This window comes from Petrimonas sp., from assembly GCF_963921705.1.
GTDB lineage: Bacteria > Bacteroidota > Bacteroidia > Bacteroidales > Dysgonomonadaceae > Petrimonas > Petrimonas sulfuriphila.
In genome coordinates this window covers 1,477,235-1,500,812 of the sequence record NZ_OY997410.1, presented here as the reverse complement: position 1 = coordinate 1,500,812, position 23,578 = coordinate 1,477,235, and the positions used below count along the sequence as shown (strand labels likewise).

Genomic DNA, 23,578 nt, shown 5'->3' with positions numbered 1-23,578 from the left:
TTTCGAAAGATGAAGGAAGGACATGGGAGAAAATCAAAAATATTCAAGATGATCCAGACGGATGGTATTGCTATATAGCAATTCACTTTGTAGATAATGAAAATATTTTACTGAGTTATTGCGCTGGAAGTCAATCAAAAAAAACACATCTTTCTGTCACAGACAATACCCTTCTAAACAAAAGATGGATATATGAATAGTTTTTATTGATTTCATGCCGGCTATTTTCCTTTTCTTCATCAGTGGATTAAGCAATATAGCAAATTCCCAAAAATCACAGTGTGATTTTAACAAATTAAAGAATTATGACAAGTAGTTACAACTCCATCAAAACAATGTCTCGAAAAGCTTCAGACAATAAATATTTACATAAAGATTTTCATCTTTCTATGAATCTTCTAATGGAATATATATATAAGAACTTTGGTAAGGACAAACTCATAGACTATTTAAAACAATATACGATGGCTTATCATAAGCCTCTGTATGAGCAAATACAATCAGGGAATATTGAGGCATTAGCTTCATATTTAAGAGATTTATATGAAAAAGAAGAATGGCCGATCAAGATAACTCAAGAAGAGGATCGTATTGTTATTGAACAACATGCTTGTCCTGGAATTAGTCACATAAAATCTAAAGGGGGAAAACCAATTCCTCTATATGTGGAAACATATAAAACTGTTTATACAACACTTTGTGAAAACACTTCATTTGAGTATGAACTAGTTTTTTTTGATGATGAAACCGGGGCTTGTATACAATTATTTAAAAGAAAGGAAAAATTAAAATGATATCGTGTACAGAGTTTATTCCAGCATATAGTGAGGGGTTTAAGTTTCTTGAACAAATGGGCGGACGTAAAGAAGTTGAAAAATTTTGGGGAGAATTGTCTGAAATATATCTAAAAGACTCACTGCTAAAATTAATGATGGAAAAAGGATTAGATGGATGTTATGAATATTGGTCTCATGCTTTAAACGAAGAGGCTGCGGATTTCACAATGACTTTAGACAAAGATAAAGGAGAATTTCGAATTGATATGCATAGGTGCCCATCCAAAGGTAAATTATTAGAACTAAAACACATGACGCCGTACCATTCATATTGCGACCATTGTGAAGCTCTGTATAAACCAGTTGCAGAAAAAGCCGGTTTTAAATATAAATCGGATGTAGATTGCGATAATGCTCGTTGTTCTTTAGTAATTAAGAAAAAATAAATTTAAGAATATGAAAAAAGGTTTTTATCCTGCGTTAGGAACACCAATTCATCTTGATGGAACACTTGTTAAAGAGAGTTTTGGCAGACAAATAGAACTTATGATCTCCTCGGGTGCAAAAGGCGCCCTCTGCATGGGTTCTATGGGAAATATGGCATCTTTAAGGAATAGTGAATACCCTGGTATTGCAAAATATGCTTGTGATGTAGTTCACCACAGAATTCCGTTGCTGGTAGGAGTTATGGATTGTTCAATTTCCAGAATTCTTGATAGGATAGATACACTGAAAGATCTGGAGATTGATGGAGTGGTGGCAACAGTTCCTTTTTACTATTCACTTAAGCCAAATGAAATTATTAGTTTTTTCTCCGAACTTGCCAGAAAATCCAAATTCCCAGTTTATATATATGATTTGCCCGGTGTAACACAATCACCAATATCCGTTTCACAATTAGAATCTCTTATTAACTTCAAAAATATTGTTGGAATAAAGACCGGCAACTTAAACCTGATTATGGAATTATATCGGTACAACCTGATGACCAGGGATGATTTTTCAGTTTACTACAGTAATCTTGATCTGTTTGATGTAGCCATAAAAGCAGGAGTTAGCAGAAATCTTGACGGCATGTTTACATGTACTCCATACAATTCGCAAAAAATGTATGCAAAACAGAATAGCGAATTGGAACTCTTTCAAAGTCTGAACAATATTCTGAAGTTGCGAAATTTATTCATAAAGGAAAATGTTCTTGCAGCATATTCCTATGCAATGGAGCTTTTGAAATGCCCTGGAAATTATCATGCAGATTATACATTGCCAATATCCGGAGAGTTGAAAGAAGAGATCGTTGATTTAATGAAAAACATCAATGAAATCTAGTAGTGGGATAATAACTCCTTTAGGGAACAATTTACCACGTGGTGCTTGGCTGGTTGTTATGTTTCTTTTCATTGTGGGCGCTTTGAACTACATTGATCGAAACATGTTGACCACAATGAGGTTTTCTATCATGGATTCAATACCGATGAGCGATGCACAATTTGGGCTGCTCACTTCTGTATTTTTATGGGTGTATGGGTTAATGAGTCCACTTGCTGGTTATTTAGCAGATAAATTTAAACGCAGTCATATAATTATATTTAGCTTGCTAGTCTGGTCACTGGTTACCTGGATGACAGGACATGCAACCACTGTTAATCAATTGTTGGTCTCTCGTGCTTTGATGGGCGTAAGTGAGGCATTCTACATGCCGGCAGCATTGGCTTTAATCACCGATTATCATAGAGGCCCTACACAGTCACGGGCAACCGGAATAAACCTTGCCGGCGTAATGTTAGGTTCTAGCCTGGGATTCATTGGTGGATGGATAGCTGAAAAATATACCTGGAACCTGGCATTTAATAGTTTTGGAATCATCGGGATTGTTTATGCTGTTATACTTTTTCTGTTTCTCAAAGATGCTCCTAAAAATGATATATCGTCATTTTCCGATTGTAATGTGAAAAAAGATGAAAACAGAATATCTTTCATTGACGCAATAAAGAACCTGTTTAGTAAATCTGCTTACATTTATTTACTTATTTTCTGGGGTTTCTTAGGGTTGGTTAACTGGATGGTTGTAGCCTGGCTGCCAACGTATTACAAAGAAACTTTTAATCTGTCTCAAAGTATAGCTGGAGTATATGCCACTGCATATTTCTGGCCCGCCTCGATAATAGGCTTATTGGCTGGTGGATACTTGTCTGACAGGTGGAGTAAGAAAAATCCGCTTGCCAGAGTTATTATTCCTCTTATCGGCTTAATGTTTGCAGTACCTGCTATTTTCTCAGGTAGCGTAACTGCTGTGCTTGGCATAACTGTATCCGCATTTGCTGTCTATGCGTTGACAAGTAAGTTCACTGATACCAATATGATGCCGATGTTATGTTTAATCATTGATCACAGATACCGGGCAACCGGATACGGAATATTGAATATGTTATCGACAATTATTGGGGGGTTAGGGGTATATATTGCCGGTGCAATGAGGGATGTTCAAATTGGTCTTTCATTAGTCTATCAAGCCTGTGCTATTGCATTGATTGTCTGTGCAGGAATTCTATTCCTGGTTTTAAAAACTGCTAAAAAACGGAATTAACTGCATTAAACAATCACAATTTTTTAAACGTGTTTAGTAATTTACTGTTTATATGAAAAAAAGATTTTTAGGAAACACCGGAATAGAAGTATCAGAAATTGCATTCGGATGTGTCGAAATAGGCATGCCGTATGGCATTGGAGTTGATAGCACGAAAGATATGCTGCCGGAGCATGCGGCCATAGGATTACTTAACGCTGCTCTTGACAGCGGTATCAATTTTTTTGACACTGCACGGATGTATGGCGTTAGTGAGGAAATAATTGGTAAAGCTTTTAAGAACAGGAGGAACGAAATCATAATTTGCACGAAATGCCGCCATCTGAGAAATCAGCACGGCGAACTCTCAAAGAAAGGAGAAACAGGTAAGGTCATCTTAGACTCTTTTAATGAAAGCTTGAACGCTCTTCAAACAGACTTCATTGATGTTTTTATGCTTCATCAGGTTGATAATGAAATACTCGATAACAAAGAGATCGCTGATGTATTCACAAGACTAAAGAGGCAAGGAAAAATTAAAGCGACTGGAATCTCCACCTATACGGTTGAAGAGACAAAGAAGGCTATCGATCTTGGCATATGGGATGTAATACAGTTGCCCTTTAACCTAATGGATCAGAGACAGGTTTCTTTGTTTGAACTGGCACAACAGAAAGGTGTAGGTTTAGTTGTACGTTCTATATTGCTGAAAGGGCTTTTAAGTGATCGGAGCAAGAACCTTCATCCCGCATTAAAGGATGTCGAAAATCATATTGAAAAATTCGAGGTTTTATTGGATCGGACCAATCTCAGTCTGCCGGAAATTGCAATCAAGTTTGGACTCTCTTATTCCGAAGTATCTTCAGTTTTGGTAGGGTTAGACAAGATGATCTATTTGGAACAAACCTTGAAAGCTGCAAACGGCATTTATCTCAATGAGGAAGCATTAAAAAGTGCAAACGATTTGTCTTATCCTGATCCCGGTTTTCTTAATTTACCATACTGGGATAAAATGAATTGGCTAAAATAAAAGGTTATGAATGTAAAAGAACTATTGAACCTACGCAATAAGATCATCTTGGTTACTGGTGGTGCCGGTCTGTATGGGAACTGTATTGTAGAAGGGTTAGCAGAAGCTGAAGGAACCGTAATCATTGCTTCTCGAAATATCGAAAATATAAAAGCAACCACCCAAAGATTTCGTGAAAGAGGATTGGAAGTACACGCCATGCAAGTGGACCAGGGAACCCACGGATCAATTATGAGCTTGAAAACAGAAATAAGGAAACAATTCGGTAGATTGGATGTATTTGTGAACAATGCTGTATCGAGACCAATTAAAAATTTGGAAAACTATTCTATTGAAAATTTTGCTGAATCCATGCGTATAAATGCGACCGGAGCTATGGACATTTTACGTGAAATGGCAGATTTAATCGAAGAAAGTGGTGGTGGAAGTATAATAAATATTGCCTCTATGATGGGAATGTTTGGTCCGGATCTTTCCAACTACGAAGGTACGAATATGGGCATACCGCCTCCCGATTACTTTTTCCACAGGGCGGGGATAATCAATCTCACCCGGTACCTGGCCCGTATTTATGCCGGGAAAAACATACGGGTGAATTGCGTTAGCCCGGGAGGTTTATTCAATAATCAACCCGAGCGCTTCCTGGAGAATTACAACAAAAAAGTTCCTTTGGGAAGAATGGCAAACAACGACGACATAAAAGGCCTGATGGTGCTGTTGGCATCGGATGCCGGCGCTTATATAAACGGAGAAAACATTTTGATGGATGGCGGAATGCATGCGTAGCACCCCCATACCCCATCGGCGGAAATAATAAGGTTGAACATATGCAAAGGAATAATCAAATTGCTTTCAAGGGGATTATAATTTCAGATTCTGAAGTAGTTAAAGGATATCTCACAACAAGTAGAGGAAAAATTATCGATATAGGAGAATCTCCTCCGGGATGTGATGTGATTGATTTGGGTAAATCGTATATCACGCCCGGATTCATTGATTTGCATATACACGGCATTCACCGCATGCTGGTGGACAACGGTGCGGAAGATTTGAAAGAAATCTGCAAAATTTTACCTCAATACGGAGTTACCGGATTTTTGCCCACACTGGCTCCCAGGCCTAAAGGAGAAGATGCAGAGTTTCTCTCGGAGTTGTCCAAAACAGAAACTGAAGGAACGGAAGTACTGGGTTTCCACCTGGAAGGGCCGTTTCTCAAGATCACAGGAGCTTTAGGCGCCGGGGCCATCTCCGGGGCAGATGAAGGAAGGGTACATGCTCTGATTCATGCGGCGAAACCACATAAAGCGATTTTCAGCATTTCTCCGGACGTAGACGGAATCGAGAAACTGTTGCCGTTGATGGCAGCCAACGGCACCCCTGTCTTTATGACACACACTGCCGCCACAGTTGAACAAACTCAGCTAGCCATAGAATTGGGCGTTCGACACGCTACTCATTTCTACGATGTATTCCCCTGTCCCTCTGTTTCCGAACCCGGTGTGCGACCTTGCGGAGCCGTTGAAGCCATCCTGGCAGACGAGCGGGTAAGTGTGGATTTCATCCTGGATGGCGTACATGTTGACCCCGTGGCGGCAAAAATGTCTTTGATCAGTAAAAGGAAAGGGCCGGGCAAGGTCTGTCTCGTTACAGATGCCAACGTAGGTGCGGGATTAGAGCCCGGACAATTCTCGTTCGGCAATTTGGGAGATATCTGCTTTGCGTACAAAGGCGCTCCTGCACGTTCCGTAAAGGACAACACATTGGCAGGGAGTGGCCTGACAATGGACCGGGCTTTAAAAAATGCCGTGAAATGGCTGGATTTGGATTTGGTGCAAGCATCAAAGTTGGTAAGCCATCATCCGGCTCAGGTTCTTGGCCTCGGTGATAAGAAAGGATTATTAAAGGAAGGTTACGACGCCGATTTCGTCGTATTAGATGAAAATCTGGATGTTTTAGGAACATGGATAAACGGTAAATGTTTTTTTGAAAGGAAATAATATGAAACAAACTCAAAAATTTGAGCCTGACCCTGGGCATAATACAGGACATCAGCAATTCGACTTCAATCCCTCTGAATGGGTACCCTTTAAGGACAAAAAAGAAATCAACAGGGTGTTAGCCATCAAAAGAGAGGATATAGAGAGGCACGAAAACCCCGATTTTAAAATTAAGGTTTTACCTGATTCAGATGTCGAATATTATTGGATAACGGACATGTTCAGAAGAATCAAGCATTCTTCGGATACCGGGGAAAAACTCGTAATGATACTCCCCAATCCTGCCCCGCTTTACAGACATCTGGCCAGATTAATCAATGCTTGTAATATAGACTGCCGGAATGTCTATGCTTTTGCTATGGATGAATACGCCGATGAAAACGGAAATATTGCGCCTGAAGGGTGGGAATTTGGTTTTACTCACGCGATGATGAAATATTTCTATTATGAACTGGATAAAAGGCTGAGGCCGCCAAAAGAGCAGTTTGTCGGATTTACCAACAAGAATGTACATGATTACAGTAAAATGATTGCTGACCGTGGTGGGGCCGACATATGCTACAGTGGGCCCGGGTGGACAGGCCATTTAGCCTTTATCGAACCGGATGCGCCCGAATTCCGGGGTTCCCTGGAAGACTGGAAACAGATGGGAGCAAGGGTCTGCACGTTAAGTCCTTTCACTCTCGCTCAAAACTCATTACACGGTGTTTTTGGCAAGAGCGGAAATTTGGCGGCAGTGCCTCCAAAGGCTGCGACAATAGGCCCCGCTGATGTAATAAATGCCAAACACCGATTTGACACACACGCTATTACTGTACACGGTACAACCACCGCATGGCAACGATTTACTACGCGTCTCGTACTGCACGGACCGGTAACACCGCTTGTGCCCGAATCCATCCTTCAGACATTGAGGACCGACGTATACGTATCGGAAACCATCGCACAAAACATAGAAACAGACTGGAACAAAGGATATTAAAAAAACATTAAAGATGACTGAATTAAAAGCCGGCGCAGCAACCGTAAATATTACCCCGCAAGAATCACATTTCTTGTTCGGTTACCCGTTTGTTGATAGAATGAGTACCGGCACACACGATGATTTGTTGAGTTCAGCTTTGTATTTAACGGATGGGAAGAATCAGGTTTTGTTTATTTCCAACGACGTTATATACGTGAGTAAAGCATCTACAGCTCGGATAAGAGAAGAAATTTCTAAAGAAACCGGGATACAGGCTTCCAATATACTGGTAGCGGCAACACATACACATTCAGCTCCAGTTACTGTAGATGTGGTAATCAGTGCGAACGACCCAATCGTTCCAAAAGTTGATAGAAACTACCTGAAATTCATGGAGGAGAGCACCGTAAAAGCAGCTTGCCAGGCAGTTGAGAATGCAACGTTGGCTGAGATTGCCGTTGTTGTTGGAGACGCAACCGGTGTGGGAACCAATCGACACAATCCTGAGTGGGCAAAAGACACGGATGTTCCGGCAGTATTTGTCAAAAATAAGTACAATGATGAATTTATCAGTTGTATGCTGATTTGCAACATGCACCCTACCATATTGCACGAAAACTCAACACTGTACAGCAGTGATTTTCCGCATTTTGTCCGAAAAACCCTTCAGGAAGTAGTTTTAGGAAATGACCGTCCGGTCATCTATTTTACCGGGACTGCCGGGAATCAAAGCCCGAGACACGTGACAAAATCCAACACATTTGAAGAGGCCAAACGAATAGGACAGATTGTTGCAGATTCCATCAGCTCCAAGCTAACGGAGACGGTGACTTTCTCCTCCCATATACCTGTTTCAGCCGCTCAAAAATTCGTCGATTTGCCCAAACGGGCTTTTCCCTCGATTGAATGGGCAGTGGAACATCGCGACAAAACCAAAAAACGTTTCGAAGAGCTTAAAAAGAATTCAGAAATTCCGCAGGAGGTCCGCACGGCAGAAGTGAACTGGTTTGGTTCAGAAGAACTCCTGTATTTGTCGAAATTAGCTCAGGACAACAAATTGGGAAAAGCATACCAAAGCTCTCTACCTGCTGAAATACAAATAATTAAAGTGGGTGAATGGAAATTTGTAGCCTGGCCAGGGGAGGTGTTTGTAGAGTACGGCATTGAACTGAAAAATCATGCTAAAGAGATCGCTTTGATAACCTATGCCAATGGCGAACTTCAAGGTTATCTCGTTACCCAGGAAGCCCAGGACGGAGGTTATTATGAAGCTGGAAATTCTTTCTTCGATTACAAGGCCGGTAAATTAATGCTGGCCGAAACAATCAAGGAATTAAAATCGATGTGAAATGGGATTCTATCTCGGAATAGATTTAGGGACAAGTTACTTCAAGGCAGGCATATTCGATGAACAAGGAAATCTCGCCGGACTGGGACGTTGTCTTGTTATTAAACAAACAGACGATGGAAAGATCTGTGAATTGCCAATCGCTGATTTTTGGGTTACACTACGTAAATGCATTAATCGGGCAATTGAAAAGGCAGAAATCAACCCAAACGAGCTAATTGCTGTTTCCTATTCATCGCAAGCCAACAGCTTTATCCTGTTAGATGAAACGGATCATCCGTTAACTCCATTGATTCTGTGGCCGGACAAAAGAGCCGGACAAATTCCTTCCGTTCTGGACTCTTTATTGGAAAACCCTAATTTTCTAAAGAAAACAGGATTAGGAATTTTGCCCGGTTTGCAATCAATGGCAGCTAAAATAGTTTGGTTTCAAGAGAACAAGCCGGAAATCTGGGAGAAGGTAAACAGCATTGCTTCCGTTTCAGACTACCTGACATTCTCGTTAACCGGACAAAAAGTAAGCGACTTCAGTACATCTTCCATGACAGGACTGTTCGATCTACTTGAAGAAAAGTGGTGGAACGAAGCATTAGAAACACTGAATATCAACAAAAAATTCTTGTTTTCTCCCAAAAGAACAGGAAGTTTTGTCGGCACTTTAGCCGGAGAAAGAGCTATACAATTGGGATTGTCTGCCGACACGAAATTCTTCCTGGGAGGATTAGACCACCATATTGTTGCTGTAGGTGCTGGCTTAACGAGTTCAACCCAAATTTCCGAATCAACAGGCACTGTGCTGGCATGCGTGAATTATCATCAAGGATTCTCTCCGAGAGCGGGAATAAACATAGCTCCAGGCTTAAGAAAAGAATATTATTTTCAAATGGCTTTCAATGAAAATGGAGCTACAGCACTAGAGTGGTATCAAAAAAAGTTTGCTCCTGAATTATCCATTGAAGAACTGTTAAAGATGGCCGAAGGCATTGCCCCGGGAAGTGATGGTTTAAAAGCTTCTCCCTGTGTTGATAAGTTTGAATCACTTTCGGGATTCCAGAACATTACAAACAAGCATTCCCACGGACATTTTGTAAGGGCGATTCTCGAATCGACTGGTTTAAGTTTACGAGACTTGATTTGCAGTCTGGATAAAGAAAACGTATCAGAGGTGTTAATAGCTTCAGGAGGAGGAGCCCGGAGCCTTTTGTGGATGCAAATAAAGGCCGATATCCTCAATAAAGTTTTTATGGTACCCGAATGCAGTGAATTGGCCTGCCAGGGGGCCGCATTAATCGGAGCGACAGGGAATATCCAACAGGAAGAGAGGAAAGAGTCTTTCGGAAAACAGGCGAGATATGCTCAGCTGATAAACCCAAATCCAGCAGATGTAGAAAAATATAAATTGGAAAATAAATTATGAAAGAATTAAAAGAAGATGCGATCCTGCAACGGGCAATACAGTCCTTAAGGATTGAAAGCAAGGCCATTTCGGATATCATTGATTACCTGGACAAAGAGAGCTTTTTAAAAGCCGTTGAAGTATTGAGCAGCTGTCCCAAGATAATAACCTGCGCCAGCGGGTCGTCCGGTATCGCTGCAAAAAAGTTCGCACACTCGTTGTGCTGCATCGAGAGAAACGCACAATTCCTGTCGCCGGCGGAAGCCATCCACGGAGGAATGGGATGCATGAAAAAGGGAGATGCGGTAGTGATGGTCTCCCGGGGAGGAAAGACCGCCGAGCTGTTACCCATCATCGAGGTGTGCAATAAAAAAGAGGTGATCCTTATCGGGATTACCGAGAACCTGGATGCTCCCCTGGCTAAAAATTCACAAATCGTTGTCCCCATGAAAATCGAGAAGGAGAGTGACGGGTTGAATGTCATGGCAACGGCCAGCTTCGTAGCCACGATTGCCATTTTTGACGCCATGCTTGCCTCCATTATGGAAACCACCGGGTATTCGTTGGAGCAGTTTGCCTTAATCCACCCGGGCGGCGCTGTCGGCAGCAGGCTTAACGGGTAAATAGAGTATCTGAAACCAAAAATAAAATTACCAAATAATATGTATAAGGGATTAACAATAAAACCGCCATTTTTTGAAATTGGACCCAAAGCTTACATGTATGGGGAAAGGATGCTGAGGCTGGCAAAAGCGGCCGATGAAGCTTCCGTCAAGTACGATGTGAGAATAATTCTAACACTGCAACCGTCGGATATTTACCTGCTGGCCAGGGAGACGGAACACGTGCTCATTTTTGCTCAACACATGGATCCGGTCCCGATAGGCAGGGGAAACGGCTCCATCCTTCCAGAGGCGCTAAAAGCAGCCGGCGCTGTCGGTGTCATTCTCAACCACGCCGAAAAACCGATGACCCTGGCTGATCTGTCCCGGGCAATTAGACGGGCGGATGAAGTGGGCCTGGTTTCAATGGTATGTGCCGACTCCATCCGGGAGGCAGAGGCAGTTGCCCATCTTTCTCCCAATATTATCGTGGCTGAACCCACGGAATTGATCGGCACGGGACAGACCAGCGACGAGGAGTACGTGATTGCAACCACTTCGGCCATAAAAAAGGTAAACACGGAGATTCAGGTATTACAAGCAGCCGGAATCAAGAACGGGCAGGATGTTTACAGGACGATCAGGGCGGGGGCTGACGCCACGGGCACCACCAGCGGGATCATGAGAGCAGAGGATCCGGAGGCGATGCTGGATGAAATGATCGGTGCCGTTCGAAAAGCATGGGATGATTTAAATAAATAATTGATTTACAAACTAACTAAGAAAGGAGATTAAAAAAATGAAACTTTACAGGGGAACAATTGACCTTCAGTCAAAAGATCACAGGCCGGATTTTCACAACGTGACGGACGAAGTAAAAAGAATTGTGAATGAATCCGGCGTTCAGAACGGCATTTGTGTCGTTTATTCGCACCACACCACCTGCTCGGTGATGACGCAGGAATGTTCGCACGACCTCAATTTTTTCGGCAGGGAATACCTGCAACAGGATTTGAACAACATCATGGAGAAGCTGGTGCCGACATGCAGAACCGAAGGGCAATACTTGCATCCGGGTCCGGAGCACATTAAGTTTGCGCTTACCTTCCCGGACGAAGAACCGAAAGGCAGCCTTAACACTGACGCCCACTTACGTTCCGTGTTTTTCGGGCGTTCCGAAACCATACCTCTGGTTGACGGAAAGCTCTCGTTGGGCGATTTTGGGTTCATTTACTTTGTGGACTGGGACCAGATCCGTGAAAGAAAAAGAGTCTGTGAAGTACAAATTATCGGGGAATAGGATCAAACAGCTTACAGAAGATTTCAAAAGCAATCTGACGTACCCACAAAAGGAACATGACAAGACTTGTTCGGAGATTTCTCATTGTCAAGTACATGTTTTAGTTGGTCGTTCGGAGGGCGAATGAGTTGATCCGGAAAAGCCTCTACCAATGGGCAGGTGATATCACCTGCTCCATTGGTATATAAAGTTGCCTGTGCGAAAACCGGTAAAAAAATTTGTCCGTTATCCGATCATTTCATAAACTATTATGCCCATCTGATCAGGAATCAATATGCAGAACCTAAATTTATTAAACATTAAACGATTTTTTTTCAGATATGAAATATAGAATAATCTCAATTACATTGTTATTTTTCTCTCTCATACTGTTAAGTATCTCTTGCAGCAGTAACGAAACTACAATTTCGAAGGACACTTTCCGCGGAGTAGTTCTGTATCCAAGTGATATACGGTCACTCGAATCGGACAAACTTATTGATATTTTGAAAAGGGCGAAAATTAACCTGATAGGGCTACACTCCAACACCCTGACTGAGAATTTGGATAGTTTGAAAATATTTCTCAAAAGTCCAAATGGGCAATTATTGATTGACTTGTGCAAAAAAAATAAAATTGAGGTGGAATATGAGTGCCATGTACTACAGGAGATTCTTCCCCGTTCCTTATTTAACAACCATCCCGAATATTTTCGTGTGGATACAAATGGAGTAAGAAGGGGCGATCTCAATATGTGTTTTTCCTCTGAGGAGGCATGGTTTGTTGTTGAAAGAAATACAACGGAACTACTCAAATGGATCCAACCGACCACTAACCGCTATTTCTTTTGGATTGATGACTCATACGACGGATTTTGCCATTGTGATAAATGTAACCTTTATTCACCAAGTGATCAGGCACTGTTATACGAAAACAGAATGTTGAAGATTATCCAGAAAGTGAATCCTAAGGCTAGTTTAGCTCATTTAGCCTATGCGAGTACATTGGAAGCACCGAAAACAATAAAACCAAAAGAAGGAATATTTCTCGAATTTGCCCCTATCGGCCGAAACTATGAAGATTCTTTGTCTTCCAAACAGCACAAAGCATTAAAAAAGAATTTGGAAATCTTTCCGAAAAGAACAGCACATGTATTGGAGTATTGGCTGGATGCCTCCATGTTTTCTGGTTGGGACAGAAATAAATGGAACAAAGTTCCTTGGAATGCCAATTATTGCAAGCGGGATATTGAATTGTACCGGAGTTTGGGGATATGTTCTTTTACAACATTTGCCACATGGATGCTTCATCAACACTACTTTGAACTGTATGGACAGGATGAAACGGTTGAAATATTAAAAGAATACGGGTCTTTGTTAAATGGGGACTAAAACGAGTGCTAATGTAATTCCGTTAAAAAGATGCGAAACGTTAATTTTTTGGTCAGTCTGATTGTTATGTTTTTGTCGGGTGAAGGATGTCGACTCAAACAACCCGATACATTTCTTATTGAATACCACACATCCGAAATTCAGATTGACGGGGATATCGATGGAATGGAATGGAGCCGCTCAACTACCTTAACTGATTTGTATTCTCCCTGGGCACCGGCAGAACGAGACAGTACAATTTTTCGTTGTTTTTTCTCTCAAAAATATTTTAATTTTTGTTTCGAGGTTATCGATAGAACCCTGACGGTTTTGGAATATACGGATGAAATAACTGTTGCGAAAGGGGATCGGGTTGAATTGTTTTTTAGTCCTTCTTCCAAACTATCCTCCTACTATTGTTTGGAAATAAATCCAAATGGGTATATTCTGGATTATAAAGCGCAGTTGTATCGTAAATTCAACTATTTGTGGAATTTTAATCATCGTGATATTGTTGGTAAGATCACGTCAACCGGCTATGTTGTGGAGGGACGCATCTCATTATCAGAATTAAAAAAAATAGATATCGATCTTGATAAGGTTTTTTGTTTAGGCATCTTCAGGGCTGATTTTACAGGAGAAAATGAAAATTCCGTAATTTGGTACTCTTGGTTAAATCCCCATACAAAAGATCCGGATTTTCATATTCCTTCAGCATTTGGAAAATGTAAAATGAAACAGCCATGACCTATTTTTAAAGGCCTAAGCACAGTCAAGTTTTTTTAAATCCGAATTCTTTCTTTGTGAAGAAAGTACCAAAACCTGAGAAAATTGTTTTATTTTTACCGCAAAAAATTATATTCATTCAAACAGCTTTATGACAGAAAAGGAAAAAATGATTCGTGGAGAATTGTATATGGGTTCAGGTGCTGAATTATCCGGAGAACATTTGAATTCTGTACGATTATGCAGGGAGTACAACGCAATCGATCCCGTCGAAAAAGGGAAGAGATCCGAGATATTGAAGGAACTTTGTCCGGTGCAAGGAGACAATGTACATATTGAAGGGCCTTTTTTCTGCGACTACGGATATAACATCCACTTCGGAAACAACGTCTACATCAATTATAACTGCACAATACTCGACGTGACAACTGTAACTATCGGTAACGATGTACTGATAGGTCCTTCTGTAGAAATATATACAGCTGCACATCCGGTTCAATGGAAGCAGAGAGCTACGAGAATTGAATTTGGGAAACCTGTCTTCATCGGAAATAATGTGTGGATTGGAGGAAACACAACCATCTGCCCGGGGGTCAGCATAGGTAACAGAACAATTATCGGTGCCGGGAGCGTAGTTACTAAAGATATACCTGACGATGTAATAGCGGCAGGGAATCCCGCAAGGATAATAAAACGGCTGGATACCGAATATTCACTGTAGCTAAAAATGCATGCGATAGCGTACTGATAATCATAAAGAAGAAAATAATGTTTCGTTTATTGTTTGTGGCATTCTGTTTGAAAGGACAGTCATAAACTCCGTCAACCCTTGAAATTCCCGGGGAGGGAACTACACAAAAGGCTGGTTTTCTCCTATTTCGCTGAGTTTGGAGATCCGCTGAAAGATCCCGAAGTATCCTCTTACTCCGATTTTCTACTGCTACGTATCGCACAGGAAGCAGGAAGCAGGCAGAATGCGAAAGACGCAAATATTCAGGTTAATACATCCTGGGAACTTGGTTCTGTCCCCGTAATACCGGCTTACAGAACATGTCAGGAACTTGTCGAACGAATCCACCGGGGACAGCCAACAACAAATTCACCACGGTCGGTATTCCTTAACCACACCTTAATGTAGTTAAGGAATGAAAAGGACAAACTCGCCCCGAGTCCGTAAATTCATTCATATACCGACATCAACACCGGACCGATAAGTCCGGCCCGCGGCTCACCCCGGTACGGTGTAGGGATAGTCTGATAGTGGTTAGACAGGGTACTGTACACCAGTACCTCGATATCGTTCTTACCATCTTTCACCAGTCCGGTAATGTCCAACTCATAGGGAGGGCTGATCAACACGCCAGCTGACTGCCCGTTAACTGTCACCTCGCAGGTAGCCACCACCTCTCCCAGTTTCAGCATGATCTGCTTTGCCCCCGCGGTGTTATTCAGTTCGTATGATTGACGGTAACGGATCCCTCCGGAATAGTATCGTAACGCTCCCTCCTGTGACCAGTCTCCGCTCTTCATAAGTCCCGTTGAAGTTTTCAGTGTCACCGGTTCCCGCACCACAGCCGTACCCTGGTAACCTTTTTCCGCACGCACCGTGAAGGCAACCGTTGCTGTTCGCTCTTTCTTCTTCCTGAGTGTCACCCGATAACGGTTCATACCTCTTTTACCGGGTGTACGAAGGATCTGACTCCGTGCGGCCTTCTCTCCATCGATCCAGAGGTCCGTCAGTTCACCCTGCAACACCAGAGTCATCTCCTCCAGACCCGGTACTGCGTCAAAGCGGAAGTTCCACCGGTTGCGGGTACCGCCGTAAGGGTCAAACAGCAGATGTTTGCCTGTAACCCAGCGCGACGACACCTCATCGGCATAAGGGGATGGTTTCTCCGGCAGAGGTGTCTTCTCCGGAAAGAAGAGCACCATTCCGCGCAGACGCGTGTCGTTATACAAACCCGTGCGGGGCTTATAATCTAACTGTTCCGACCGGTCGTATTGCACCTCCAAAGCATGCCATCCCTTCTTCAGGTGGACCGTCTCTTTCACCTCCAGTCCATTGACATGTATCCATTGGGGTAATACCCCGTCTGATTCTATCCTGTAAACCCCACCTTTCGGGGCATAGACATACGTCCTAAAGCGCTGATTTTTCCCTTTGTCTAATATAAAGAAACGATCATCCACCTTCCCTTTCAGGCCATGGTATCCCTGTGCACCCGGATTGTCCCAAACACCATACTGCCAGGAGAAGGAGACCGGTGTCCATGCTATACCGTCAGCCTGGGTCATGAGTTGCGGGCCATAGCCGTAAATACCCTCCTCCCAATTGGCATCATTATAGTCCGGTTGCATCCAGTTGCCTGGCATCCCGTTGTCCGGGGCATAGCGGAACGAGCGGGCCTCCGCTCCTATCATACCGTCGAAAGCCGGAAAGCGGTAGTCTCCCCACTTGTTCTGAAGTGTAGGCAGCAACTCCGTCACCCATTCCCGCCCTAACGGTATCTCGTAACTAAGCCGGAGGGCTGTGCGGCCCTCATCCGCCATCAGTGGTTCGCCCGGAGAGAAAACAATCAGGTAGGAGTTACCCGTCTCTCTGTTCATCCGGATGCGGGTGCCGGCTTTATCTTGAGATAACACGGGACAGGCTTGTGCGGTACCGCTGTGGGCATCCCACAGCTCCACACGACCCGTAGCCCGGAAGAAGCATTCGCTCCCCTTTTCCACATCCTTCACCATATAAATATCCTTGTTACCCACCCTGCGATGCAGTACCTTGCCCCCATCCGGCCCAGGCCGGAAGTCGGGAGTAATAAGCCCCGCAACCTGTCGTTCCGGCGCTTCGGGGATATACCAACCCACACCGCCGGCAGCATTCACCTGTTTCTTTGCCGGCTTACCCGCAGCTACCTCGGCTGCAGTAAGGCCAAATAGTTCACGCAGTATCGCCTCTACCTCGGGGTCCTTCTCTCCTTTTGCAGAAGTGGCCCTCGGCAGGCGACCCGTAGCTAGCACAATCCCTCCGGCGCGGTAAAACGCCAGCGCCCGGGTAAGGGATGAGTGGTGCATAGCCTCCATATCGGCCAAAACAAGCACTTTGTACCGTTCGTCCGCCATCCTCAGTTCACGCTCCTCAATACTCGCATCCCTCAACGAGCGAAAATCCACAAAATCAAAATCCAGTCCGCTGTTGCTCAGCCTTAGGGCCAGATCAAACACCCCGTCGGGTTTCGTACCGGGATAAGCCTGTATCGTCTCCGTTGGATACACTAGCGCAATATCACAAACATGAGAGCCCTGGCTCAGAATGAAACTCATCCGTTCGGTATAGTCTAGCCACCTTTTCATGTGAGGCCAGTAAGGCATTCGGAAATGAAAGTCGGGCGGCGCCCACTCCCACCATCCCCCGTGTGTGGAATAGTACAAGCCGTGCATGCACACCAGGTTTCCTCCGGCAACGAAGTGGTGGTCAATCTGATCGGTAAGCCAGGCTCCTGAACTGCCCCATCCCATACTGTGGAACGCCTCCAGCCAGGTACGAGGACGGCTGTAGAGATGAGCGATGGAACTGGAAATTTTTGTTTCGAGGAAGCTCGATCCCCTTGCGGGAGCGTCGTTCCCGGGAGCGGTGAACCACGACATGGCCCGGAAGTAGTCTATGTATGCCATTGGGTCCTTGCCCCGGCTCAGATTGTCGCAACCGTACATCAATCCTCTGTCGGCATGCCACTGATAGATAGGCTTGTAGTAACGTTCTTCGGAAAGATCCATCAATACCTCGCAATAATCCATTCGTACGCGAGGAGTGACCGGACCTATGGATTCTTTTAAAGCGGGCAGATAGGGAACGATGTCATATCCTTTTCTGCGGATAAACTCCTCGCTGAAATCATCCGACCAGGTGAGCATGTGGATCGGATATGCGAGTTCATCCTGAAAAAAATAGTTCATCCCCGCGCGGCCCGCATCATCCATCCTCTCCTCAAAGCGATTGAAATATACATCCAATAATTTGTTGCCATGTTCGGGATGAATCACATAACCCGGTGCTGTAGTAATGGTGTAAATGCGACTGATTCCCTTGCCGGGAGCCCTCCATCGTATACGGCCGTCTGTCACGCTGTCTGTAAGTACTATTTTACCCGGCCATACTACTACCGTCAACAGGTTTTCTGGTTGCAAGGCATTGTAGGTTTCTCCTCCTCTGATGCTGTCCACGCGGATCACCAGCTCACCGCTGTAATCCCGGAATACCGCCACGGTGTCCAGTTCATCGGGATAGTATCCGTTACCGTTCCAACCCACGGTATAATCGTCGAGTCCGGCTCCCAGGCCACGGCGTCCAGCCTCACCCGAGAACCAATTCCAAACCTCCCACCATTTATCCGAAAAAACGTGAGGCACACCCGGTTCGGTCATACCGTAGAGTCCGTAGCCATCTCTGTTCTCCAACGTATCTATGCGCGGAGAAGTATGAATGTAACTAACAGCAAAGCCATCCACTGCTGACGAAGAGAGGATGTCCAGTTGCTCCTGCAACCGTTCTTTCCTGAGCGAGTCTCCGTTCCACCAGTAGAAAGGAACATTGCCGTAACCCCCTGGGGGAGCAGCAAAGTGTTGTAGCAGGTCACTCTCGTAGGCTTTCTTAGGATAACCCTTCCCCTTTTGTAATTGTCCGGCGACAGGCTGCTGCAGAATAGTCAGCAGCAGTATCAATAACCACCCTTTCTTCACAACTTTTGTGCTGTTTTTCATCTTCAGTATCGTTAAGGATATTTTTATGTAATAGCCCGTTGTTCCGACTCTTTTAATTTAGAATTTAAGTGTAAACCCACCCATCGCATTGAAACCCTGTGCCGGATATCCGTACCAGATATCGTACTTCTGGAGCAGAAGATTGTTGGCTTTCAAGTGAATAGCAAAGGATTCATTGATGTCGTAAAGGGCTCCAAAATTGAGGTCGTTAATGTTGTTTATTTGTACATTTGTATCATTGAAGTAGGACCACCTGTCACCGGCAAAATAATAGTTGAGCATGAATTTCAGGTTGCTCGTGGCACTAAACGTAGTACTAATATCAGTTTCGAAACCCGGTTTATTATAGGCTTTTGCATCAGGGATACCGGTGTCATTTACGGTATAAAAATTCTTTTTTATGCGCAACGCAATATCTAAAGGCGACCAGATGTTGGATTGAAGCATTCCTCCAATATGAGAATGAGAAAAATTTCCATAAAGAGGGGCTAATGATTCCTTAATTGATGGCATATCGGGAGTCTCTGCCTGAACTATTTGATTTAATACCAAGAAATGCTCATCCTCGGTTTTCTTAAATCCTCCGAAAATATCGAAACGAAAACCACTGACTTCGCCAATCTTTGCTCCGGCTTCGATATCAACAATTGAAAAGGATGATTTTACCGGTGTCATAGGGGTGATGTAACGCGACTCGTTCATCATATCCAAATAGGTATTGCCGTCAATTCCACCTTTTATGTGAGCATAAAGGGAAGAATGTCCGGCAACCTTCAGGTCCAGTTCAATGTTTGGTGCAACCCGGAATTTTGTTCCACCCAGCATCTGAAACAATAAATCAGCTCCCAACCTGGCTTTCCAGTTCAATCCTTCAAATGCGACATATGGATTGGCACCCAACAGCGTAAAATCATCCATACCCTGACTATAAAAAACGCCAAGAAACTTTCCATCAACCCCTACCCGGCTGTCCCCACCCTGAAAAGGCTTACCCAGTCCAACTACGGCGTCGATGTGATTTCCTTTCAAACCGGCACTCGTCAAATCCGAACCGTATTTGCTAGCAAAATTCTTGAAATCGAAAAATCCACGATAATTAACAAGGTCCGATTTGTTGGACTCTACCCCCAATCCCAAGTTGAAAACGCCCAGTGTTTGGTTTACATTGTCGTAAAAGCGGTCATTCCCGAAAGTATTGCCGTAGTAATTGAATGCATTATGCGAGTACGCGGCCTTGAGATTAAGTTTGAAGGCACTGAGCAGATGCCCGTACCGGAGCTGCCCCAGATTATCCATAAAAAAAGCCTTGTTACCCGCCGGATCACTCTCCTGTACGTAATTTATATCCCCGTTGGATGAGCTATGCAGAAAATTAAACGTGAGGTTGCTCTTTTCATTCTCGACAAGGCGATAGCCCAATGCCCCATCGATATTGGCATAATTTCCGGCTCCGAGCGAAACATATCCTTTTTTCGAACTGAAAGGAACCTCTGTCATTATGTTGGCGGGATCCGGGATAGCAATTTCCAACGGTGGCGTGGTTCTACCCGCCCAAGGCGAATAACCGGTATTGGCTTTCTTGATTGCCGGCTGCGGGACGGACGGCAATGAATTTATTTTATTGGCATCCTGCAGCGTTGGGTTGAACTCACGTTGAAGTTCCATCTGACGCCGTAACAAAGAGTCTTGTTGTTGGGCAAAAATACCGGTAGATACAAGCAACAGGGCTACACTAAATATTGTCTTTTTCATTTTCAATTATTCATTGTGAATTATAAATTACTTAGTCTTTCGTTTATCATTTGCTGAACATCGGCTTCGGAGCCTTTGTAGTTGTTTTTCAGGCTTTCAAGGTATTGTCTGGCCTGAAAATTATCGCCTTTGGCTCTGTATGTATCCGACAGGACAATCAGTGCACGCGCCATCCAGTACTGGTGCGGCGTTCCTTTTTGCATAAACGATTTCACCTGTGACTCTGCCTTGTCGTACGACTTCCACCGGTAATACGTGTCGGCAAGTATAAATTGCGCTTCCGCACCGTAAATGTTTCGTGTGTCTTGTGCCAGCGATTGGAAATCGTCCATCGCCTTTTCCACCTCGTTGACTTGCTGTAGTGATTTTCCACGCAGGTACCGGGCTTCTGCAGTTACTTCAGGCGACAGATTGGCATTGGCCAGGAAAGCAGTTGCTGCACGAGCGGCTTCGTGAAAACTTTTCAACCGGTACTGTGTACGGACAACACCCATCTGTCCCGTTTGCTGACTGCTCTGATTCCGGGCCGAGTTAGCCAGTCTGGAATAATCTGCCAGTGCCTGGTTGAGGTTTCCGTTGTTGTATTCGATGGCGGACACATAGATCAGCGCATCGTCGAGATACTTGGCACTGTTGGCATCTGCTACTTTCCTGAAATAGGTTGCCGCCTGTTGCTTGTTTCCTTTCTCATCGGCCAAAACGCCTAGATAATAGTTGGCATCGGTATGGTATGCACCGTTGGGATAACTTTGCAGGTAGCGTTGCATGCCCGATTCCGCTTCCGCTTTTGAGCCACGCATGTAGACACTTTCTGCTGCCAGATAAGTGAGTGAATCTTGCCGCGACACGGTGATGCGCATTCCGCCCGGCAATGAATTGGCATAATTCACGTAAGACTGAATATCGTTGAGTTCACTGTAAACGGTCTCGAGCGACAAAAGAGCTGTCCTCGCATCGTCTGTGCCGGGAAATTTCGAAATTACATTTTTATATGCCGATATACTGTTCTGATAATTTCCACCGTTGTAATACAACTGCCCCAGCTGAATACCTGCCTGGCTCGACAAAGCGCTGTTGGGATAGCCGGATATCAACTGCTGTAAAACATTTATGGCTTCGCTCTCACGGCTCATCATCACCAAAGCGCGGCTTTTTTCATAAAGCGCATCATCGAAATACTGGGATTGGGGATAACGGCGCATCAAATCGTCCAGCGCATCTGCCTTTCCCTGGTAATTGCGCTGCAATCCCATCACAAATGCTTTTTGGTATGCCGCATAGTCAGCTGCTGAAGGGTTGATGGTCGCGGCTGTAGTATAAAATCGCTCGGCTTCTGCAAAGCTCCGGTTGTAATAGTAGCTATCCCCAATCCTGTTGTGTGCATCGGCATATTCTGTCCGGTTTCTGTTAGTCTCCGCCGAGATGTATTGCTGAAAAGCAGTAACAGCCGACGAATATTGATTCTGTTTGAACCGGGTGTAACCCAGGTTGTACCAACCCATGGCATAGTTTTCATCTGCCGGCGATGCGTTTTGAGTGAATGCCTGAAAGTCTGACGCTGCATTCGGGTAGTTAGCCATGCGATAGTAGGCCTCCCCACGCCAGTAATAGGCATTGTTACGAGCTTTAGCATCGTAATTTCCCAGTGCAATGCTGTTGTTGAAATGTTGGACGGCTGCGTTCATGTCTCCATTGATAAACTCCTGTGCTCCTAACTGGAAAAGCACCATTTGCTTTGCTTCCAAAATACGGCGACCGGGCCTGGATATGCGGTTGATGGCTTGAAGGGCAGCCTGGTAATCCTTGGTGGTTAGGAAAGTTTCGGCCAGAATATCGTTCACCTGATCGGTATATGGAGAATTTGGGAACTCTTTGAGAAAGTTTTCGAAAAGCGCAATGGATTCACTAAAAACAGAGAAGTTGGTTTCGTGCGCCAGCAACGCATAGTTAAACATGGCGGTTTCGCGTACCTGCGGGTCGAAATTATCGCGCGAAGCTGCTTCAAATGCCATTTGTGCCTGCTGTTTTTGTCCTAATTTCAACTGGGCCTGCCCAATTTGCAGCTGAGCGTTTTGCGTAAGCGCATCCCGTTCTCCAACTGCTTTTTGAAACATTTGCACAGCTTCGTTGAATCTTCGTGCTTCCATGTAAGAAAGTCCCATGAAATAGGCATCTCCCCGAAGTGGACGGGCAGTGCTGCCGAAATAATTTTCGTAATAGGGAATGGCAGTTGTTGCTCTTCCCTGGCGGTAATGGCTGTTACCCAGAACCCGATACATTTCAGTATTATGCTCACTGCGCGGATAAGCTTTCAGGAATGAATCCGCGAGGCGGATAGCTTCATCCAGTTTGTTGTTGAAGAAGGTGGATTGTGCGGAATAAAAAGCAACCTGCTCTCCGAATTCGGGATGGTTCCGCAACCCTTCAAAACGACGTAAAGCGGCATCGTAGTTACCGTTCGTGTAATCGATATATCCGGCGTAGAAATTTCCGGCATTGCGGTATTTCTTGCTGTTCTGCGAAAGCAATCCAAAAAGCCGGTAGGCTTCATCTTTATTGTCAAGCTGTAGGTTTGCATAAGCGCTCCTAAAGCTAAAATCTTCCTGCTCCGACGGTTTCAGGTAATCCAGGTCAGCCTGGTCAAACCAAAACCGGGCAAGCTTCCAGTCTTTTTCGTCGAAATGGTATGAACCGATCAGAAATTTCACCTGATGATGGTAGATGCTTTCGGGGTATTCATCCAGGTACTCCTTCATTCGCTCACCACTGTTTTTCACCCCTTTATAAAAAGACGAAACAGCCATCATGTATTTTGCTTCTTCGATGAGCAAACGGTCGGTGCTTTCCGTGATAAATTGCGACAACAAATCCTGGGCACCTGTGTAGTTTCCTTCTAGAAACATCTCTTTACCCTGGTTGAGAAGCTTCCCGGGCTGATGGTGGTAGACTGTCCGCTGCGCCATTGCCAGGTGTGTTGCAAGGGCAAAAAATAGCACGAAGATTGTTTTTTTCAT

Annotated in this window: 20 protein-coding genes; 17 read left to right on the top strand and 3 right to left on the bottom strand. The window is 44.2% G+C overall.

The genetic code is table 11. The annotated features are described in order from the left end of the window. Nucleotides 1-305 precede the first annotated feature (305 nt). From AACM02_RS06245 to AACM02_RS06165, 17 genes are all read left to right on the top strand, one after another. The gene (locus AACM02_RS06245; RefSeq protein WP_339116407.1) at nt 306-794 is read left to right on the top strand and encodes a hypothetical protein; all 489 of its coding nucleotides are present in this window, start codon (nt 306-308) and stop codon (nt 792-794) included. 56 nt (nt 795-850) lie between these two features. Beyond that, complete coding sequence (locus tag AACM02_RS06240; RefSeq protein WP_339116406.1) at nt 851-1,222, top strand: hypothetical protein; 372 nt, start codon at nt 851-853, stop codon at nt 1,220-1,222. A 10-nt stretch (nt 1,223-1,232) separates the two neighbouring features. Next, complete coding sequence (locus AACM02_RS06235; protein ID WP_339116405.1) at nt 1,233-2,105, top strand: dihydrodipicolinate synthase family protein; 873 nt, start codon at nt 1,233-1,235, stop codon at nt 2,103-2,105. Next, the gene (locus tag AACM02_RS06230; RefSeq protein ID WP_339116404.1) at nt 2,095-3,363 is read left to right on the top strand and encodes an MFS transporter; all 1,269 of its coding nucleotides are present in this window, start codon (nt 2,095-2,097) and stop codon (nt 3,361-3,363) included. Before AACM02_RS06235 ends, AACM02_RS06230 begins: the two co-directional genes overlap by 11 nt. A gap of 52 nt (nt 3,364-3,415) precedes the next feature. Next, nucleotides 3,416-4,372, top strand: coding sequence for an aldo/keto reductase (locus AACM02_RS06225; protein WP_286879894.1), 957 nt, complete (start codon nt 3,416-3,418; stop codon nt 4,370-4,372). A gap of 6 nt (nt 4,373-4,378) precedes the next feature. Further along, nucleotides 4,379-5,158: an SDR family oxidoreductase gene (locus AACM02_RS06220; RefSeq protein WP_339116403.1), complete on the top strand. Its 780-nt coding sequence runs from the start codon at nt 4,379-4,381 to the stop codon at nt 5,156-5,158. Nucleotides 5,159-5,199: 41 nt separating this feature from the next. Beyond that, nucleotides 5,200-6,369, top strand: coding sequence for an amidohydrolase family protein (locus AACM02_RS06215; protein WP_339116402.1), 1,170 nt, complete (start codon nt 5,200-5,202; stop codon nt 6,367-6,369). A gap of 1 nt (nt 6,370) precedes the next feature. After that, complete coding sequence (locus tag AACM02_RS06210; RefSeq protein ID WP_339116401.1) at nt 6,371-7,351, top strand: hypothetical protein; 981 nt, start codon at nt 6,371-6,373, stop codon at nt 7,349-7,351. A gap of 13 nt (nt 7,352-7,364) precedes the next feature. Then, nucleotides 7,365-8,681 carry a neutral/alkaline non-lysosomal ceramidase N-terminal domain-containing protein gene (locus tag AACM02_RS06205; protein WP_339116400.1) on the top strand — a complete coding sequence of 439 codons (1,317 nt, stop codon included), beginning with the start codon at nt 7,365-7,367 and terminating at the stop codon, nt 8,679-8,681. Nucleotide 8,682: 1 nt separating this feature from the next. Continuing rightward, nucleotides 8,683-10,098, top strand: coding sequence for an L-fuculokinase (locus AACM02_RS06200; protein ID WP_339116399.1), 1,416 nt, complete (start codon nt 8,683-8,685; stop codon nt 10,096-10,098). After that, the gene (locus AACM02_RS06195; protein WP_339116398.1) at nt 10,095-10,700 is read left to right on the top strand and encodes an SIS domain-containing protein; all 606 of its coding nucleotides are present in this window, start codon (nt 10,095-10,097) and stop codon (nt 10,698-10,700) included. Before AACM02_RS06200 ends, AACM02_RS06195 begins: the two co-directional genes overlap by 4 nt. Before the next feature lie 39 nt (nt 10,701-10,739). Continuing rightward, on the top strand, nt 10,740-11,441 hold the full coding sequence (locus AACM02_RS06190; protein WP_339116397.1) for a triose-phosphate isomerase: 702 nt from the start codon (nt 10,740-10,742) through the stop codon (nt 11,439-11,441). 37 nt (nt 11,442-11,478) lie between these two features. Further along, the gene (locus AACM02_RS06185) at nt 11,479-11,979 is read left to right on the top strand and encodes a secondary thiamine-phosphate synthase enzyme YjbQ (protein ID WP_214062197.1); all 501 of its coding nucleotides are present in this window, start codon (nt 11,479-11,481) and stop codon (nt 11,977-11,979) included. Between the two features lie 542 nt (nt 11,980-12,521). Continuing rightward, nucleotides 12,522-13,349 (top strand): DUF4838 domain-containing protein, encoded by an 828-nt coding sequence (locus AACM02_RS06180; RefSeq protein WP_339116396.1) that lies wholly within the window; start codon nt 12,522-12,524, stop codon nt 13,347-13,349. Nucleotides 13,350-13,379: 30 nt separating this feature from the next. Further along, nucleotides 13,380-14,075, top strand: a complete 696-nt coding sequence (locus tag AACM02_RS06175; protein WP_339116395.1) for a sugar-binding protein — start codon at nt 13,380-13,382, stop codon at nt 14,073-14,075. Nucleotides 14,076-14,205: 130 nt separating this feature from the next. Then, nucleotides 14,206-14,775, top strand: coding sequence for a sugar O-acetyltransferase (locus AACM02_RS06170; protein ID WP_332457194.1), 570 nt, complete (start codon nt 14,206-14,208; stop codon nt 14,773-14,775). A gap of 108 nt (nt 14,776-14,883) precedes the next feature. Continuing rightward, nucleotides 14,884-15,192, top strand: a complete 309-nt coding sequence (locus tag AACM02_RS06165; RefSeq protein ID WP_214063150.1) for a hypothetical protein — start codon at nt 14,884-14,886, stop codon at nt 15,190-15,192. 41 nt (nt 15,193-15,233) lie between these two features. Here AACM02_RS06165 and AACM02_RS06160 read toward each other — a convergent pair whose 3' ends face one another. From AACM02_RS06160 to AACM02_RS06150, 3 genes are read right to left on the bottom strand one after another with little or no spacing between them, the layout of a single operon-like run. Next, nucleotides 15,234-18,812: a glycosyl hydrolase gene (locus tag AACM02_RS06160; protein ID WP_339116394.1), complete on the bottom strand. Its 3,579-nt coding sequence runs from the start codon at nt 18,810-18,812 to the stop codon at nt 15,234-15,236. A gap of 57 nt (nt 18,813-18,869) precedes the next feature. Continuing rightward, the gene (locus tag AACM02_RS06155; RefSeq protein WP_339116393.1) at nt 18,870-20,564 is read right to left on the bottom strand and encodes a hypothetical protein; all 1,695 of its coding nucleotides are present in this window, start codon (nt 20,562-20,564) and stop codon (nt 18,870-18,872) included. A gap of 20 nt (nt 20,565-20,584) precedes the next feature. After that, on the bottom strand, nt 20,585-23,578 hold the full coding sequence (locus AACM02_RS06150; protein WP_339116392.1) for a tetratricopeptide repeat protein: 2,994 nt from the start codon (nt 23,576-23,578) through the stop codon (nt 20,585-20,587).

Bases quoted from the DNA above. Each gene is read 5' to 3' on its own strand.
- AACM02_RS06240 (WP_339116406.1), top strand. From the start codon at position 851: ATGGGCGGACGTAAAGAAGTTGAAAAATTTTGGGGAGAATTGTCTGAA.
- AACM02_RS06200 (WP_339116399.1), top strand. From the start codon at position 8,683: ATGGGATTCTATCTCGGAATAGATTTAGGGACAAGTTACTTCAAGGCA.
- AACM02_RS06185 (WP_214062197.1), top strand. From the start codon at position 11,479: ATGAAACTTTACAGGGGAACAATTGACCTTCAGTCAAAAGATCACAGG.
- AACM02_RS06235 (WP_339116405.1), top strand. From the start codon at position 1,233: ATGAAAAAAGGTTTTTATCCTGCGTTAGGAACACCAATTCATCTTGAT.
- AACM02_RS06215 (WP_339116402.1), top strand. From the start codon at position 5,200: ATGCAAAGGAATAATCAAATTGCTTTCAAGGGGATTATAATTTCAGAT.
- AACM02_RS06160 (WP_339116394.1), bottom strand. From the start codon at position 18,812: ATGAAAAACAGCACAAAAGTTGTGAAGAAAGGGTGGTTATTGATACTG.
- AACM02_RS06230 (WP_339116404.1), top strand. From the start codon at position 2,095: ATGAAATCTAGTAGTGGGATAATAACTCCTTTAGGGAACAATTTACCA.
- AACM02_RS06205 (WP_339116400.1), top strand. From the start codon at position 7,365: ATGACTGAATTAAAAGCCGGCGCAGCAACCGTAAATATTACCCCGCAA.
- AACM02_RS06155 (WP_339116393.1), bottom strand. From the start codon at position 20,564: ATGAAAAAGACAATATTTAGTGTAGCCCTGTTGCTTGTATCTACCGGT.
- AACM02_RS06225 (WP_286879894.1), top strand. From the start codon at position 3,416: ATGAAAAAAAGATTTTTAGGAAACACCGGAATAGAAGTATCAGAAATT.
- AACM02_RS06150 (WP_339116392.1), bottom strand. From the start codon at position 23,578: ATGAAAAAAACAATCTTCGTGCTATTTTTTGCCCTTGCAACACACCTG.
- AACM02_RS06170 (WP_332457194.1), top strand. From the start codon at position 14,206: ATGACAGAAAAGGAAAAAATGATTCGTGGAGAATTGTATATGGGTTCA.
- AACM02_RS06190 (WP_339116397.1), top strand. From the start codon at position 10,740: ATGTATAAGGGATTAACAATAAAACCGCCATTTTTTGAAATTGGACCC.
- AACM02_RS06210 (WP_339116401.1), top strand. From the start codon at position 6,371: ATGAAACAAACTCAAAAATTTGAGCCTGACCCTGGGCATAATACAGGA.
- AACM02_RS06195 (WP_339116398.1), top strand. From the start codon at position 10,095: ATGAAAGAATTAAAAGAAGATGCGATCCTGCAACGGGCAATACAGTCC.
- AACM02_RS06245 (WP_339116407.1), top strand. From the start codon at position 306: ATGACAAGTAGTTACAACTCCATCAAAACAATGTCTCGAAAAGCTTCA.
- AACM02_RS06175 (WP_339116395.1), top strand. From the start codon at position 13,380: ATGCGAAACGTTAATTTTTTGGTCAGTCTGATTGTTATGTTTTTGTCG.
- AACM02_RS06220 (WP_339116403.1), top strand. From the start codon at position 4,379: ATGAATGTAAAAGAACTATTGAACCTACGCAATAAGATCATCTTGGTT.